General features: G+C 42.3%; 13 protein-coding genes and 1 other RNA gene. 5 read left to right on the top strand and 9 right to left on the bottom strand.

Annotated features, from left to right (window positions below):
* Positions 1 to 21: 21 nt before the first annotated feature.
* Positions 22 to 681, top strand: coding sequence for a B3/B4 domain-containing protein (locus QVP90_RS11680; RefSeq protein WP_007478468.1), 660 nt, complete (start codon positions 22 to 24; stop codon positions 679 to 681).
* Between the two features lie 64 nt (positions 682 to 745).
* On the opposite strand, the gene QVP90_RS11675 is transcribed toward QVP90_RS11680, so the two are convergent.
* From QVP90_RS11675 to QVP90_RS11645, 7 genes are all read right to left on the bottom strand, one after another.
* The gene (locus tag QVP90_RS11675) at positions 746 to 1,477 is read right to left on the bottom strand and encodes a hypothetical protein (protein WP_007478467.1); all 732 of its coding nucleotides are present in this window, start codon (positions 1,475 to 1,477) and stop codon (positions 746 to 748) included.
* A gap of 1 nt (position 1,478) precedes the next feature.
* Complete coding sequence (locus tag QVP90_RS11670; protein WP_007478466.1) at positions 1,479 to 1,712, bottom strand: hypothetical protein; 234 nt, start codon at positions 1,710 to 1,712, stop codon at positions 1,479 to 1,481.
* 104 nt (positions 1,713 to 1,816) lie between these two features.
* Positions 1,817 to 2,941, bottom strand: a complete 1,125-nt coding sequence (locus QVP90_RS11665; RefSeq protein ID WP_007478465.1) for a lactonase family protein — start codon at positions 2,939 to 2,941, stop codon at positions 1,817 to 1,819.
* Between the two features lie 2 nt (positions 2,942 to 2,943).
* Positions 2,944 to 5,784, bottom strand: coding sequence for a glycoside hydrolase family 3 C-terminal domain-containing protein (locus QVP90_RS11660; RefSeq protein WP_021936525.1), 2,841 nt, complete (start codon positions 5,782 to 5,784; stop codon positions 2,944 to 2,946).
* A gap of 153 nt (positions 5,785 to 5,937) precedes the next feature.
* A complete protein-coding gene (locus tag QVP90_RS11655; RefSeq protein ID WP_005924789.1) occupies positions 5,938 to 6,693 on the bottom strand; it encodes an ABC transporter ATP-binding protein in 756 nt (251 codons plus the stop codon).
* On the bottom strand, positions 6,690 to 7,706 hold the full coding sequence (locus QVP90_RS11650; RefSeq protein WP_021936524.1) for a FecCD family ABC transporter permease: 1,017 nt from the start codon (positions 7,704 to 7,706) through the stop codon (positions 6,690 to 6,692). The genes QVP90_RS11655 and QVP90_RS11650 overlap by 4 nt, the downstream gene beginning before the upstream one ends.
* Positions 7,703 to 8,842, bottom strand: a complete 1,140-nt coding sequence (locus QVP90_RS11645; protein WP_021936523.1) for an ABC transporter substrate-binding protein — start codon at positions 8,840 to 8,842, stop codon at positions 7,703 to 7,705. Before QVP90_RS11645 ends, QVP90_RS11650 begins: the two co-directional genes overlap by 4 nt.
* A 309-nt stretch (positions 8,843 to 9,151) precedes the next feature.
* Here QVP90_RS11645 and ssrA point away from each other — a divergent pair.
* The 4 genes from ssrA (at position 9,152) to dinB (ending at position 14,910) form a co-directional block, all read left to right on the top strand.
* Positions 9,152 to 9,548, top strand: a transfer-messenger RNA (tmRNA) gene (gene ssrA, locus QVP90_RS11640).
* Between the two features lie 394 nt (positions 9,549 to 9,942).
* Positions 9,943 to 12,663 (top strand): ligand-binding sensor domain-containing protein, encoded by a 2,721-nt coding sequence (locus QVP90_RS11635; protein ID WP_021936522.1) that lies wholly within the window; start codon positions 9,943 to 9,945, stop codon positions 12,661 to 12,663.
* A 131-nt stretch (positions 12,664 to 12,794) separates the two neighbouring features.
* Entirely contained in the window at positions 12,795 to 13,691 is an 897-nt protein-coding gene (locus tag QVP90_RS11630; protein WP_005924777.1) for a response regulator transcription factor, read from the top strand.
* A gap of 130 nt (positions 13,692 to 13,821) precedes the next feature.
* Entirely contained in the window at positions 13,822 to 14,910 is a 1,089-nt protein-coding gene (gene dinB / locus QVP90_RS11625) for a DNA polymerase IV (protein ID WP_025819683.1), read from the top strand.
* 11 nt (positions 14,911 to 14,921) lie between these two features.
* Here dinB and QVP90_RS11620 read toward each other — a convergent pair whose 3' ends face one another.
* Together QVP90_RS11620 and QVP90_RS11615 are read right to left on the bottom strand one after the other, a co-directional pair.
* Positions 14,922 to 15,926 carry a DUF4249 domain-containing protein gene (locus QVP90_RS11620; RefSeq protein WP_021936521.1) on the bottom strand — a complete coding sequence of 335 codons (1,005 nt, stop codon included), beginning with the start codon at positions 15,924 to 15,926 and terminating at the stop codon, positions 14,922 to 14,924.
* 7 nt (positions 15,927 to 15,933) lie between these two features.
* The coding region (locus QVP90_RS11615; protein WP_288204370.1) for a TonB-dependent receptor plug domain-containing protein at positions 15,934 to 17,038 on the bottom strand (1,105 nt) is incomplete at its 5' end.

The following is a 17,038-nucleotide window of genomic DNA, read 5'->3' as shown; positions in this document are numbered from 1 at the left end:
TGACTCATTGACACATTATTTATGATTACATTATCAAATGAAATAAAAGCTGCATGTCCTGGTTTTGCAGGAGTAGCTGTTTATGCGGAAGTAAGAAATACAGCTTACAGTGAAGGACTTTGGAAGGAAATCGATGCCTTTACCCGGGAGTTGACTTCGAACACAAAGATGGAAGATATCAAGTTGCAACCTGCTATTGCCGCTACGCGTGAGGCATATAAAAGATGTGGAAAAGATCCCGGACGTTATCGTCCTTCGGCCGAAGCTCTGCGCCGGCGTCTGATGCGGGGGATTCCGTTGTATCAGATTGATACGTTGGTGGATTTGATTAATCTGGTTTCACTTCGTACAGGGTATTCCATCGGTGGGTTTGATGCCGATAAGATACAGGGCAAGACACTGGAACTCGGAATAGGCAAATCCGGCGAACCGTTTGAAGGTATCGGCAGGGGGATATTGAATATTGAAGGGCTTCCGGTGTATAGGGATGAAATCGGAGGTATCGGTACGCCTACCAGTGATAATGAACGTACAAAAATGGGATTGGATACGACTCATATCCTTGCTATTGTCAATGGATATAGCGGAAAGGCAGGTCTGTCTGAGGCTGCTGCTATGATACAGGATTTATTGAGAAAATATGCCGGCTCTGATGGCGGTGAAGTATTTTTCTTTGAGTAATACGTTTCTGCGGTAACTCCGGGATTGTTCATTGTATGAGAAATGATAGTATAGTAGTGGTGATTTATAGCTTATTCAGTACATATTCTTGAAACCAAGTAGGAATGTAGTCTATATTGTCACTAATCTTAATTTCATCATTTTCAATTGATGCAAAAAGCTTAGGTTCGGAATAACTATTGTCGAATATATAAGCTTTATCTACAAGTTTGATGGCATCAAGTAGAAGTTCCATTGTCCTATAATATCTTTCTTTTATTTTTTCTGGTGGAACGTCATGGCCTCCTTGTTGAACTCGTTGTTGTACCCTATTTAGATTTAAGGTAGGATCGCTTAATGAAACGAAATATAAGTAAACCTTATATTTCATTTCTTGGGCTTTACAAATAAAATCTAATTTAGAAGGATGGGACATGACTGTTTCGAATGTAAACTTATTGCAATTACCTAATAGCTTATTTCGCACATAATCGGCAAGAAAGGAGGTGAAATAATCATTTACCATATATTCTGAAGGTAATGCAAATCCCTCTTTGTTGAACATTATTAGTCGGGAAATATTTTTTCCATCCGATGAATCGAATAATAATGAATTATGGTATGTGTCTTGAAAATCCTGTTCGGATGGTATGATATTTAGATTGGAAAAGTTAAAGCAATGTGTCTTATTCAGTTCTTTTTTATATTCATCTGCATTTATATACAAACCAAGATGAACTCCTGCATCAGTTACTACTTTTATAATAGTAGATTTGCCGGAACCATTAGGACCGGCAAATATTCTTAACCTTTTCATTTTATTTTTTTAAACTGAATTTCCGTTGGGTAATTTTAGTCTTAGCTTGCTTAACGGTCGCTATTTTTTTTCTGATCCCACTTGAATCTACCAAAAGGATGCTGTTTCCGCGAAGGACAGAAACACAATGCCCTTCAGCAATAGAGGTATCATAAGCTCTTCTGCCATATTTTGATAAAGCAGTTTGTATCAGAACTTCCTCATCTGTCTCTTTTCCAATCTTTTTATTATTCATACCTTTTATTTTTTTGTTGATTTAAGAGGTTTTTCAAATATAAGCTTTTTAGTCTGTATTGACAACTGTTTTATCCTATTTTACAGAAAACTATTCATTCTTTACTATTCTCCAGCAAACTGAATACATACCGGCTTGTCCATTTTTATTTCTTCTCCCGTCTTCTTCAGCAAACCGCTTACGATGTCCCGTTCGAATATCTGTATGGCATTACTGTCCCGACAAGCTACCAACAGGTATTTCCCATTCGGAGTGATATTAAAATTGCGTGGATGACTTCCCGTTAGCTGATAACCTACTTTTGCTAATGTCCCTTTTTCCGGATTGACTTCAAAGATGGCGATACCGTCTTCTTTCAATCGGTTGCTGACATATAGATATTTACCATCCGGGCTCAGATGAATGTCTGCACTGCCCCGGGCTTGAATGGTATCGGCTGTGATGGTTTGGATTTCATTCAATCTTCCATCGGCATATGCAAAAGCAATTACCTTGCCCGATAGTTCATTGATTAGATAGGCGTATTTCCCGTTTTTGCTGAATATCAGATGTCTGGGGCCCGAACCGGGCTGTATGTCGACAGCTTCGGATAGGGGGCGTGGAAGTTCCTCTTTGGAGTGTACTGCATATCGTAGGATACGGTCTGCACTGAAATCTGTAGCGAAAATGTAGTTACTATCCGGTGAGAAGATGGCGCAATGAATATGCGGTGTGCCTTGCCGGTCGGTATCCGGTCCCGAGGCCGATCCTTGGAACAACGTGTCAGAAGGATCGAGAGAACCGTCATACCGGATAGGAAAAACGGACATGGTACCGCCACTATAATTGGCGGTCAGTACTTTTCGGCCATCCGTAGATACATAACAGGGATCCTCGCTTCTTGTTTTTTGACTGTTCAGCAGTTGGAGCGTCCCGTTCTTCTTATTGAAGGAAAAAGCATGGACGGCTGCCGTACTGTCGTTCTGTTCGCTGACAGCATAAACGAAACGGTTATCTGCCGATAAGGTAAGATAAGACGGATTGGACACTTCTATTTCACTGAGTGGAGACACACTCCCTGTCTCCTGGTTGAAACGGAAAGTATAGATTCCCTTGCTATTGCCCGAAGTATAAGTCCCCACAAGCATAGTCAATTCATTTTCTGCCCGTTGCTGTGAAGCATTCCGGGTGGTGCAGGCTGATGACAGCATACTGACGGCACACACTCCCATAATCAATTTACTGAACATAATTATTTCTTTTTCAATTGTTCCAGTTTCACTTCGGAGATACCTACCCGGTCACTGCCCAATACGATACGCAGGTCGCTGGCGGTGGTTCCTTTAAAGCGGAACGGGAGCAGTTTGTTGTATTCATTGACTGTTCCGGAATACACAGTGAGGAACTGTCCTCCACCACCCGAAAGTTGAATTTCGAATTCTGCCGGGAGTCCGTTTTCACGGCTGAAAGCGATGGAAAGTCCGTCCACTTTGGCTCCGTTCTCTAAGGCAAAGGTAATATAATCTCCTTTATTTCCCTCCCAAGAGGTGGATAAATTATGATCAAGCGTATTGCCGGTCATCTCCATATTGGTGCTGGCACTGACGGGATTGTCTGTTTTTGCTTTTTCCATGTCGATGCTTCCGTGCTCTTTTACGGTCAATGTACCGGTTAGCCGGATATCTTCTGAGGAGGCTCCCAACATGATACTGAAATCTCCGGGTTCTACTACCCAGTCATTTTTCGCATTCAGAAGTTCCAGTGCTTTCCGGTCGAGGGTAAAGGATACCTCTTTTGTTTCACCCGGTTGTAGATGAATGCGTTCGAAGCCTTCGAGATTCTTTTCGTATGTTGTGACACTGCTGAGAAGATCGCGTACATAAAGCTGAACCACTTCATCTCCTGCACGTTTGCCTGTATTGGTAACTTTGCAGCGTACCTGTACCTTTTGATTGGGAGTAATTACTTTGGGAGAGATGTTTATATCCGAATATTCGAATGTGGTATAGCTTAAACCGTATCCGAAAGGGTAAAGAGCACCGTTGACGCGTGACATATCTCCTTTGGTTCCCGGATTTTTTCCACCGTCGATTTGTGAAGAAGGTTTATGAGGGAAATTAAACGGTATTTGTCCTACACTCTTTGGGAAAGTCACCGTGAGTTTACCTCCCGGATTGTAATCACCGAACAGTATATCGGCAATCGCCGTTCCTCCCTTAGATCCCGGATACCAGGCTTCCAGAATGGCCGGTACAAATTTATCCGCCCAGTTTACAGACAACGGCCGGCCGTTGATGAGTACCAATATCACTGGTTTTCCTGTGGCTTGTACTGCTTTCAGCAGATCCAACTGGCGTCCCGGAAGGTCGAGGCTGCTGCGCGATTTATTCTCTCCACAAGTTCTTTGTCCTCCTCCCAGCACTACTACGGCTACATCTGCCTCTTGGGCTTGGGCCACGGCTTTATCAATTTCCGACTGTTCATCCTTGCTTAGTGGATAATCGATGATTTCCGACTCCGGCCAGTGGGCATCTACCAGATCACAACCTTTGGTATAGAGCACTTCCGCTTTTCCGTTCAGCTTTTCGCGAAGTCCGTCTACTACCGTAGTAACCTCTACTGCCAATGGGCCGTAATGGGTTAGTGCATATGCTTTCTCTGCTGCATTCGGACCGCAAACTGCAATCTTCTTCACAGAAGTTATATCCAATGGAAGGGTGTTATTTTCATTTTTCAACAAGACAATCGATTCGCGGGAGGCCTGTAAAGCTACCGCTTCATTCTCTTCTTTTTCTACTTCGTCATCTGCTCCTTTCAAGTCCGTCTGATAAGGAGCGTCGAACAATCCGACAAGGAACTTCACACGCAGGATGTCGCGTACACGGTCGTTGATGACTTCTTCGCTTAATCCGCCTTCCTGTACAAGTTCGCGTAGTGGCAGTACATAAGAGTCCGGTGAGCGGAAAGTACAGCGTACATTCAGTCCGGCTTCCACACTTTGACGCACGGCTTCTTTCATATCTTTGGCTGTGCCGTGTTTGGTGTAGAGATATTCTACGGCATCACTGTCGGAAACTACATATCCGCGAAAGCCCATTTGACCGCGCAGGCGTGTTGTCAGCCAATAATAACTGCTTTGTATCGGGAACCCGTCATAGTCGTTGTACGAACTCATCACTCCTAACAATCCTGCTTCCTGTATCACCCGTTTGAAGGGATATACATGAATCATTTCTACTTCGCGGGGTGACATTTGCGGATCTACACGCGCCATCCCTTCACGGGCACCCTTGTTGTTGCTGTAAGCGATGAAATGTTTTCCCGTAGCGGCAACTTGATGGTTGTGTTGCATGCCCCGAACCATTTCGATGCCTAATTCGGCAACAAGATAAGGTGATTCGCCATATACTTCTTCATAACGTCCCCAACGCTGGTCACGCCCTACATCCAAGATGGGAGCATATACGTTGGTGTATCCCAACATGCGGGCTTCACGGCCGGTGATGAGTCCTACCTGATGAATCAACTTACGGTTCCAGGTATGTCCCAAACCGAGTTGTGTCGGGAAATTGGTTGCTTTGTAGCTTTCCACTCCCCGGATACCTTCGTTGGTGAAATCCACCGGTATTCCCAGACGGGTTTCTTCTACAAAAAAGCGTTGTACTTCATTCAGTGCCCAGGCGTGACGGGAAGCAGGCCATACATATTCATTGTCCGATGGCGGCAACCCCCATTGTTGAAAACCATTCAGATGTTCGTCGATGGCACCCATGCCGTCTTTCCACAACATCTGCTTCCATTCGGGAGTAGGCAGATCGTCTTTCAATACCCGCTTATATCCGTAAAGAGTCACCATCTGGCAGGTCTTTTCGTTCAGATTCATCTGACTGAGCAGGTCCTCGATGCGTGCATCTATCGGGGCAGTCGGATCTTCGTATATGTCTTTTATTCCGTTTTTATTAAAATCGATCCAGCCTTTTTTATACATTTCGGTTTTCACAGGTTTGTATACGGCCGGTATTTTCATTGATTTTTGTGCCGGTAGCGGCGAGATACTTCCTAATAAAAGGGTTGCGATGATTAGTCTTTTCATGGTATCTTTTTATTAATTATGTTCTGAGTGTCAAAGATAATGCATCTTTGTGAGAAAAGATGGATAAAATTGTCCATAAACGGGAGTGAAAATATCCAAGAGGTCTGAAAGTGAGCTTCGTCTCAGTATGATTTACCGTATGATTACTTGTACTTATTTGATTCGGACTCTCATCTCCCGTGCATCGAATGTGACGGATTTGTTTCGGAAAAGCCTTTCTATATGCCCGCTGGTCACCATTTCCGGGGTAGGCAGGCTATATAGTTGCGGATTATCTATCAGCATGATAAAGTCGCAGAGAGACAGAGCAATGTCCAAGTCGTGCGTGGAGAAGAGAATACATTTTCCCTCTTCTTGTGCCAACTTTTTAAGCAACAGGCAAAGTTCGTAGCGGTTGGGCAGATCCAAAAAAGCAGTCGGTTCATCAAGGAGGACGACAGGAGTGTCCTGTGCCAACGCACGTGCGATCATGATACGCTGGCATTCACCATCGGACATCTTATCCATTGTTTTATCGGCATATCCGGACATGCCTACCAGTTGCATGGCTTTGTCTACGCGCTCCTGGTCTGCCGGTTGTAATTGCCCGATCCAGTTGGTGTAGGGAGCGCGTCCCAATGCAACGACATCTTCGCAACGCAGATTGGCGATGCGTACTTTATCAGTTGTTACAAAGCTGATATTCCGGGCCAGCTTTTCCGGTTTCAGTGAAGCGATATTCTTTCCTTGTAGCACGATTTCTCCGGTTTGCGGTTTTTCCAGTCCCATTATAGCACGGAGCAGGGTACTTTTTCCTGTTCCGTTACGTCCTAACAGCGCAACGAGTTGCCCCCCTGTTATCCGGGCAGAAACTTTATCCAACAAGATTCGTTGCCCGTATCCTAATGTCAATTCTTTGAGTTGAATCATTTGATTATATGCAGATTTTTAGCGATTACCCATAAAATAACCGGAACTCCCAATAAAGCGGTGATACAATTGACCGGTAATAGAAATTTTTTAGCAATAATATCGCAAAGCAACATACCGATTAATCCTGTTAACATTGTGCCGGGAATGAGTATCCGGTGATCGGCATTATTGAATATCAATCGGGTGATGTGTGGCACTGCCAGCCCGATGAAACCTACCGGTCCGCAAAAAGCGGTGACGGTTCCTGTCAGTAGTGCGGTGGATACAAAGATAAGGGTACGCGAACGTTTGATATTCATTCCCATTGTACGCGCATAATTCTCTCCGAGCAATAATAAGTTCAGTGATTTGATGCAGGAGATGGAAATCAGCAGACCGATACATACGATAGGGATCATGATTCCTAACTGAGTCGTTGTGATATGGCTGAGTGACCCCATCGACCACAATGTGAACATCTTGAGTTGTTCGGCGGAACTCAGATATTGCAGAATCTGAATAATGGCACCTGCTACATAGCCGATCATTACTCCCATAATGAGGACACCGAGAATGTTTTTTACTTTCCGACTGATGATGGCCACTCCTAGTAAGATAACGGCAGTTCCTATCCATCCGGAGCCTACGATTCCCATCGATTGAAGTAATGGAAATTCCGACCATCCCAATAATGGAGCTCCTAATATGAACAGGGCTACTCCCAATCCTGCCCCGGAACTGACTCCTAACAGATAGGGATCAGCCAGTGGGTTCTGGAAAACGGTCTGCATCTGCAAACCGCTAACGGATAGGGAAATACCTATCAGTGCCGCCACTACTACCCGTATAAACCGGATAGAGAGGAGAATGTTGCGTGTCATTTCATCGCATTCACCTCCGGTCAGTACCGCCCCTATTTTAGAGATAGGAATATAAGTATCTCCTGTTGCCATATCTGTCAGTAGTAACAGTACGGCAACAATTCCTAATGTGGTAAATAAAAGAACATTGCGTTTACGGGTTTGTCTCATTCCAGGTGTCGGTAGTAATAGAGTGAATCGGTTACAAGTTCGGGATGGAAGATATGGATCAGATCGCGTAAAACTACATCGGGACGTACGACAGCCGATTCCCAATAATCGTTTCCTCCTGTGGGAGTCAGTCGCAGATTGTTGTTATAGACTGTTTTTTCATGTACGGCTTTTGCATCTGCGAATTTAGGGTTGACCGCTTTCAGTTCATCCAGCGTGGAGGCAACACCGACGTTGATCCAGTAGTCTGCTTTCTGTATCAGTCCGTAGGCTGTTTCCAGTCCGATAGGTGTCGAGCTGTTAGAAACATTCTCTTTATAAATGTAGTCTGCTCCTGCATCGGCAACCAATTGCGCCATATAACTTTGAGTTGAAGGCATTACCCAACTGTCGTTCCACGGGGTATTGAACATGACCGTAGGACGTTGTTCAACAGATTCTGTGAGAGTTTTCAGCGCTTGATAGCGTCTCGGAATTTCACGGAATACTTCGATCCCTTTTTCCCGGCTGTCTGTGAGTTCGGATAGTGCGATTAACCATTCGGCTTTGCCCAGTGGCGATTCTTCCAGATATTCTCCTACATACATGTAAGGAATCGAAAGTTCCCTCATTTTGTCCGTTACCGAAGTTTGGGCATCTCCGATGCCGTAAAGCAAAACGACGTCCGGTTTCAGTCCGATTAATAGTTCGTAATTCATTTCAGCACCCATATCCCTGATCGATTCTTTATGTGCAAGGACATAGGGATTCGATACATAGTCGATGCCTGATACTCCCACAATCCGGTCTGTCTGTCCTATGGCATCGAGCATGGCAATGTAGGAAGAAGACATACACACAATACGTTTGGCGCCGGCACGAATCACCGGGCCGGTAAATCCGGTTGGGGCCTGTTCGCCATTGCGCGAAATGAAATAGGACATTTCTACATTCTTGGCACCTTGCCACGGATTAGAGATTTGTATCAGAGTACTGGCACTGTTATCTGCACCCAGTATCTTGAATCCGGTGGCATATTCAGGCGTATATACATCCTGTTTGAATGCTTCTAAAGAAGTTTTTTTATTAGATACGCAGCCTGTCAGAACAAAAAGGCATAGTAATGTAAGAATTGAAATGGTCGATTTCTTTTTCATGATTATTGAATTTGACAACTTATTCTATTGTTGAGCTTTAGCTTTTTTACAATACATTATGCATCCAATAAAGTACTGCGTCAAAGAATAAAAATAATGCCACAAAGATAGTTCTCTTTGAGAATATTTCCCCTTTTTCCACTGACTTTTTAATTTAATAATGTGCCGATAGGTTGTGCTGATATGTCATATGGCAATTGGCACATTAACCTATTTGCATATTGTCTTATTATTCCTGCTATTGATAATATTTGTGAATACATTGCACAACATAGCAAAAGAAGTTTTATCTTTGCAAAATCATAATTTGGGCTTGACTGGATTTGACAGCGGGCAGAAATGGTGAGTAAGCATGCAGTGCGTCGTTGATTGGCACTTAAATCTCAGTCCTCAAAATTTTATCTGGCGAAACTAATTACGCTCTTGCTGCTTAATCGAATCATAGTAGATTAGCTTAATCCAGGCACAAGGTGCCAGGACGAGACATCACTCGGAAGCTGTTGCTCCGAAGCATTCCGATCCAGTGGTGCAGTTACATCGGGGATAGCCTAAAGTGGCCTCGCACTTTTGGTGAAAATTAAGAGGATAAGGTAATGGTTGATGGCTTTGGTTCTGCCGTTACACGAAAAATTAGGCAAAGATAAGCATGTAGAAAGCTTATGATTTCCTCGTTTGGACGAGGGTTCGATTCCCTCCAGGTCCACCGGAGATAATAAAAGCCACTTCAATATAATATTGGAAGTGGCTTTTATTGTTTTTGTCGGTGGTGTGAATGTTGTAGCTTCTTTTTTGTTCATCTTTGCTATTCTGCTAAACAATTCAAAAGCTAAATTCGTTAGTCTATAAGTCTGTTGATAATATGTAATCGCTAAATTCGTATTTTGTATTTATGAGTTGATTAATAATTAGTGTATGATGATTCAATTGGCTTCTTTGATTGTTTTCCTATACCATGTATGATTGTATGTTAGCGCGTATGACGGAGACACAAAGAATCAGATCACCTACCCATTGTGTATGGATAGGGCTGTTTTTCCCCCCTCATTCTTTCTGTGTGGTATTCTTACAAGTGACTTTCTTATTTTAAAATTATACAAACAATGAGATATATTTTATTCATCATTATGATGATACAAGGCATATTGTGTCATGCAGCCATCTGTAAGCATGTTTCGGGAGGTACCGAAACGGATAACCGGTCTGTTCTCAAAATACAGAAAGATCTGTGCGGATATATGTGGTTTTTGACTTACGATGGAATAAACCGCTATGACGGTACACACCTGAAGCGGTATGATTTAAATTGGGGTAATGATTCTGTTCGCTCGTGTCTGTACTCTTATAATTTATGTACGGATAGTAAGAATGAATTGTGGCTGTTTAGCGAAGATGGGAATATATGGTTATACAATCGTCTCTGCGATCGGTTTGAAAAGTACATTGATTTAAAAGAGAAAGTTAGGGGGACTTTCTCTTTCCTTTGTATGGATGATGGAGATAATGCGTGGTTAGGTAGTAATAAGGAGCTATACATTTTTCATTTGCCGACAGGAAAGTTACATCGGATGCAGCATGTTTTTGGAAATATTTCCGGATTACTATCTGTGGGAGACGGGAAATATTATTTAGCTTCCGAAACAGGAGTTTATTCTTTTGTCTCTTCCGGTGATACTCCGATCGACGTCTCTTCTGATTTGTTCAGTGAATGTACGCAGGTTTATAAGATGCTTTATGTTCCGGAAGTTCATCGTCTTGTTCTTGCCGACCGTTCGGCTGGAATGGAGGTATATGATTGTTCTACGAAACAGTTGTTGCATGCGCGAAGCGATTGGAAAGGACACCGGGTCTCCTCCTTGAAAAAGTATAGGGATGGAAAAGTGCTGATTGCTACCGAAGGAATTGGTGTCTATTGTCTGAATATGGATAATTATCAGATTTCCTCCTTTCTGAATGCTGATTCTGAGAAAGGGGGATCGATTCGCAGCAACCGGATTTCCGATTTATTTGTGGATGAGCATCAACGTATATGGGTAGCTGATTTTCCGGACGGGGTCAGTATGGTAGATGGTCTCGATTTGGAGGAACATGGATGGTATAAACATGTGTCGGGAGATGAACAGTCACTTATCAACGATCGGGTAAATGCATTGTTGAAAGATTCGGAAGGAGATATCTGGTTTGCTACGGATAATGGTATTTCCTGTTATTTTTCGCGAACGGGAAAATGGAGACATGTGGCTTCCGATTTATCTTGTAAGCAATATACTTCTCTTTGTGAAATATCTCCGGGAAAGATTTGTGCGGGCAATTATATGCATGGACTGTTTATCATTAGCAAGGATAAGATGAAAACCGGAAGTAGGTATGCCGATATTCCTTTTGTCAATGTTTTGCTTCGGAAGGATGCTGACAACATATGGGTTGGTACGGATGCCGGATTATCGCTTTTTAATGTGAAAGATACCACATTGAAGCCGATCGGATTTTCCGGATATCACAGGGTTCCTGTATGTGCTTTGTATGAGGAGAAAAGTGGTTTGTATATTGGTACCCGGGGGTATGGGATGTTTGTAGTAACACCGGGACAAAAAGAAGCGAAATTACAGACATCCGGGGATATTCGTAATATTTCTTTCATTTTGCCGGATAAGGAAAAGTTGTTGGTCGGTACGGATAAAATTCTTTATAGCTTTATTCCGGATACCAAACAGTTTCATTGGCTTTCATCCAGTGTGAACGGTTATCTGACTTCCGGTGTTTTATTGGACGACGGAACTTTTATGTTGGGCACGTCCGACGGGGTATTCCGATTTGGTAAACATACGCTTCAAACTTTGTATAGGAATCATCCGTGCATATATCTGGATAATTTCAGTGTATTCCATCAGCCTGTAACGGTTTCCTCAGAGAAGTCTCCTTTACAGTTATCTATCAATTATACTGGAATTCTGAAATTGAATCATAATCAGAACACTTTTTCTTTCACTGCCACTTCTATCAATTATGATGCACCGGAGGGTATTGTGTATTCATGGAAATTGAATAACCAGGCATGGACTACGCCTACTTCAAAGAACCTTATTCATTTTTCAAATCTTAGTTCGGGAAAACATCTTGTATCCGTACGTGCCCTGTCTGTAAGAAATGGTAATCCTATTGCACAAAGAAACATGCAAATAATCATACATCCTCCTTTGTGGCAAACAAAAGGGGCTTTTTTATTTTACGGTATTGTTGTCGTATTGCTTGGAATATTGTCAGTACGGTTCATATTGATTTGGAGAGACAGGAATCTGTCACACGAGACTATAAAGGTTTTTATCAATGCCGCCAAAGATATATGTATGCCTTTGACATTGATAAAGAGCCCGTTGGAGAATTTATATCAAAAGTATTCTTCTGACACATTTAAAGACATCTTGCAGCAAGTGAAGGGAATAGATTATATGTTTACTAACTTAGTTACCATAGGGCGTATTTCATCGCATCCTAAGAAACTTTTCTTACTGGAAACGGAGCTGACTATGTTTTTGAATGAAACCATAGAACAGTTAACTCCGGTAATAGAACAGAAAAACGTAGAATTGCATTGGGATGGTACTCCCGGTTTTCTGCGCGTCTGGATTGATAAAGAGAAAATGACGGCTATCATAAGAGGAATGTTGGAAATAATCGTGGATAATGTGGACGATGGGGAAGAAATTGAATTGACCACTGCCTATACTTCCCGAAGTTGGGAGATGAAACTGGAATTTTCTGATGGTGGCTGTGTTAAAAAAAAACTCTATTCAGCAAAAAAGGAACCGGTACCAATTCATTAGGTGTAGCAAGTTGGTTGTTAATCCGGAGATTAATACAATTACATAAAGGAAAAGTTGTCTTTTCTTCAAAGAAAAATGGATGTATCTCTGTCATTTTGATTTTTCCTATCATTCTTAAGTCTTTCTCAAAGTTGCCGGAACTACTGCCGGGAACTTCGTTGTTTCGGTCACAGCCTGTCGATAAGAACCATGAAAAAGACGGTACATTCTCTTCTATAAAGCGTGCTTTAACTTCGGAAAATTTTTCCCAAAAGAAGTTGAAAGAAAAAAATACCATTCTGCTGGTTGAAGAAAATGAAGAATTACGTTCTTTCCTGATACAGGTTTTATCAGGGGAGTATAATATTTGTGCCGTATCCGAGGCGGAGTCTGCTTGTGAAACAATAGTTAAAGAACAGCCGGATGTTATTCTACTGGCCAGTACCTTTACGAATTTGTCGGGAGAAGCGCTTTGTCTGCAAGTTAAATCGGATGTAAAAACCGCTCATATCCCCGTTGTATTGTTGAAAGACCCCGTAAATATAGGGAACGACAGTCATCGGATAGCCGACTGCTGTCTGACGTTGCCTCTTGACATCTCCCGTCTGCGGGCCGAAGTAGACAACTTGATATTTAACCGGGGTATTATAAGGAAAAGATACATCAAACTGGTATTGGGGGCTGAGGACATGTTAGGGCCGGACATTGAAAATACGTTGCCGGGAGACGAACAGGACTTTATTGGCAAGGTACGCAAATTGATTGAGGAGAATCTTTCTAATCCGGATTTTAATATCGATATGCTCAGTGCGGAGATGAATATGAGCCGCTCCGGCTTTTATGCAAAAATAAAGTTGGTTACCAATCAGGCACCGGCCGATTATATTCGTACCGTAAGGCTGAACAGAGCACTGGTTTTACTGATAAGCAAGAAGTATACGGTGACGGAAGTAGCCGAGCTTACCGGATTTAGTGATCCGAAATATTTTCGGGAGGTATTTAAGAAATATTATGGAGAATCTCCCAGGAAGTTTGTGAATAGTTTGTAAGGAAAGGAGGATAATGAGAAAGAAATCCGCATGACCGGCATGCGGATTTTTTTGTTTCTATTATCGAAATTTGTGAATAAATGCTTGCCGTGTATACCTGCATTTCCTTATATTTGACTCTTGAATCAAGATCATGGAACGAAAGATCATACATATTGATATGGATGCATTTTATGCTTCTGTAGAGCAACGGGACAATCCGGAATTACGTGGTAAACCTCTTGCTGTAGGACATGCTGAAGAGCGGGGAGTAGTTGCCGCAGCCAGTTATGAGGCGCGCCGGTATGGAGTACGTTCGGCTATGTCGTCGCAAAAGGCGAAGCGTTTGTGTCCTCATTTGATTTTTGTTCCCGGACGAATGGAGGTATATAAATCCGTATCACGCCGGATACATGAAATATTTCACGAGTATACGGATATCATCGAACCGCTCTCTTTGGATGAGGCTTTTCTGGACGTTACAGAGAACAAGGCAGGTATCTTTTTGGCTGTGGATATAGCGAAAGAGATCAAAAAACGTATTCGTGGCGAACTGAATCTGGTAGCCTCTGCAGGGGTATCCTATAATAAATTCCTGGCTAAAATAGCTTCGGACTATCGTAAGCCCGACGGGCTTTGTACCATCCATCCGGATCAGGCTATGAACTTTATCGGTGCTTTGCCTATCGAATCATTTTGGGGAGTAGGACCGGTAACGGCAAAAAAAATGCATACATTGGGGATTCATAACGGATTGCAACTGCGTATGTGCTCATTGGATATGTTGGTACGGCAGTTTGGCAAAGTGGGGGCATTGTATTATGATTTTGCCCGCGGTGTGGATCTGCGTCCGGTAGAAGCTGTCCGTATACGTAAATCGATCGGTTGTGAACGAACTTTGGAAAAAGATATCTCTTTGCATTCCTCTGTTATTATAGAATTGTATCATGTGGCGGTAGAGTTGGTCGAACGTTTGAACCGGAAAGATTTTAAAGGGAATACACTGACATTAAAGATCAAATTTCATGATTTTAGTCAGATTACACGTAGCATCACTCAAGCACAGGAATTAACGGTTTTGGATAAAATACTTCCTTTGGCCAAACAACTGTTGAAAGAGGTGGACTACGAACATCATCCGATCCGTCTGATTGGGCTTTCTGTTTCCAATCCGAAGGAAGAAGCAGAGGAGCATGGTGCTTGGGAACAACTGAGTTTTGAGTTCAGTGATTGGGAGTGATCGGTCAAAGTCTATGGCTCTTTGTAGTGGATAGTTGTTTTTTGAACAGATATATTGCAGGCACCTAAAATGCCGCTTCCCCCTTCTATATTGCTGTATACACGGATAGGTTCTCCGAAGCCAAGATTTCCCAATGCTCCCTCCAGAGTACTTCCTGATATTTTCTGTATTGACAGGATGTATTGGTAATAAGATTGAGACAGGCTGTAAAGATAGATTGAGATTGTACTGCCGTCGGGATTTTCTTTACAAGTCTCTTTAAATTTGAGTGTATATGTTTGCCCGGATATTTGTTTGTCTGTGAATAGGAAAGAATGATTATCCAAACCATCAAATCCCATAGCACCGTCCAAGATATTTATATTCTCGGATAAAACCGGATCTGTTGTTTGCAGTTCGTTTTGATAGAAATCCTCTCCCCAGGAATATGTTTTTGTTCTTGAAGTAGTCAACGCATAAAAGTCGGATGTCTCATTTTTGTCTTGAAAAGTGATTTCGTATTCTATTTCATAAATAAATTGTTCTATGAGGTTGCCGTCAGGATCGATATATGTAACATCCGTATTAGGACGTTTGGTGATATTATGATAACCGGTTTTTAGGATGGGAACATGACGGGGAACTGTCTCTTCGGCAACAGCGGTTTCATAGCCTTTGGCGGAAACTACAATTTTTACCTTGTCCTGTTCTTTTGGAGTGATGTGCGATGTGAAAACTGAATCGGGAGAGGCGCTTGAATGGTCATTTTTGTTGTATTGTTCCCATTTCATTTGTTCGACATATTCGTCGTTGATGTATAAATCTACTTTGGCATGAGGAAGTTTAACGTAAGGGGTACTTTCGGGATAGAACCAGGTGCGTGTGACACTGGCCATGATGACATTATCCGGTGAAATGGCACAGTTTATGACTATTTTGGGTTGTGTACGGTATTTATCCAAGTCTATTTCTTTGTAGCAACTGCTTAATGACAAACTGAGAAGTAAAAGAATGAATGTATAATATTTCTGTTTCATGATAATGTTAAAATTTATAAGTGTACGATACGGATGGTATTATTGGTATAAGCCGGAGAGTTTCAAAATAGCAATCTGATTTATTTTCCGGGTAGTAACCCGATCCCATTGGATTCTGGGTCCAGAATCTTTTGTATATACCTACAGGCGCCATATAACAATAAGCATTATAGATACTGATGTTCCATATACCGGTTCTACCTTTCTTTAGTGAACGATAAATGTTGATACCTAAATCCAGACGGTGGTAGGCCGGCAGACGAAAATTATTTCGGGTGGTGTAATATCCGACTCCTTCATCCGGATGGAAGTGAGGGAGCAGTGGCTGTCCCGGGTAGATATTCCCGGTTTGTGGGCTTTGTACCTGTCCCAGAATTTGCTGATTTTCAAAAGATACGGTCACTCTATTTCCCGTCATATAGGTCCACGATGCGTTCAGTTCGACCTTTTTGTTTATTTGCCAGTTGGCTACAATGTTTAATTTATGGCGATTGTCAAATTTGGCCGGAAAAGATTTTCCATGATTGATTTCGTCGAATTGGCGGTTATTCCAGCTTAGAGCGTAACCGATGTAGCCGGTTATTTTCCCCGTTTCTTTTCGGGCAAAAAGTTCTATACCATACGTGTTACCTTTACCGGCAGTGAATTTGTTTTCCCATTCGGCAAAGGAAGACAGGTAGTTGTAACCGTCTTTATAGTCTAAAATATGGTTCAACCATTTATAATATCCTTCGGCAGAAAAAGCATAATTCTTATTTGGAGTGTAATAAACTCCTGCGGAAAGTTGGTCGCTACACAAGGGTTTGAATTTATTATTTACGGGCATCCATGTATCCGTAGGTAAATTGATGTAACTTTCGCTGATCTGATGTACATATTGATTCATTCTGGCATATGATGCTTTTATGCTCCATTGGGGGGCAACATGGAATGCGGTACTTATGCGTGGCTCTAAATTGGTGTATGTTTTATTGTTTATTTTGTATAGGCTGAAACGCAGACCGGTGTTTAAACGGATTGCATTGTTGAGTTTCCATTCGTCTTCGGCATAAATTCCTAATTCGTGTGCATGGAGTTGCTGATTCCGATTGTCTCTGTTGAGGGTTGCATCG

Source organism: Bacteroides sp. CAG:189 (genome assembly GCF_000432295.1).
Lineage (GTDB): Bacteria > Bacteroidota > Bacteroidia > Bacteroidales > Bacteroidaceae > Bacteroides > Bacteroides salyersiae.
The sequence above is the reverse complement of the archived record's forward strand: the minus strand, read 5'-3'. Positions and strand labels throughout refer to the sequence as shown.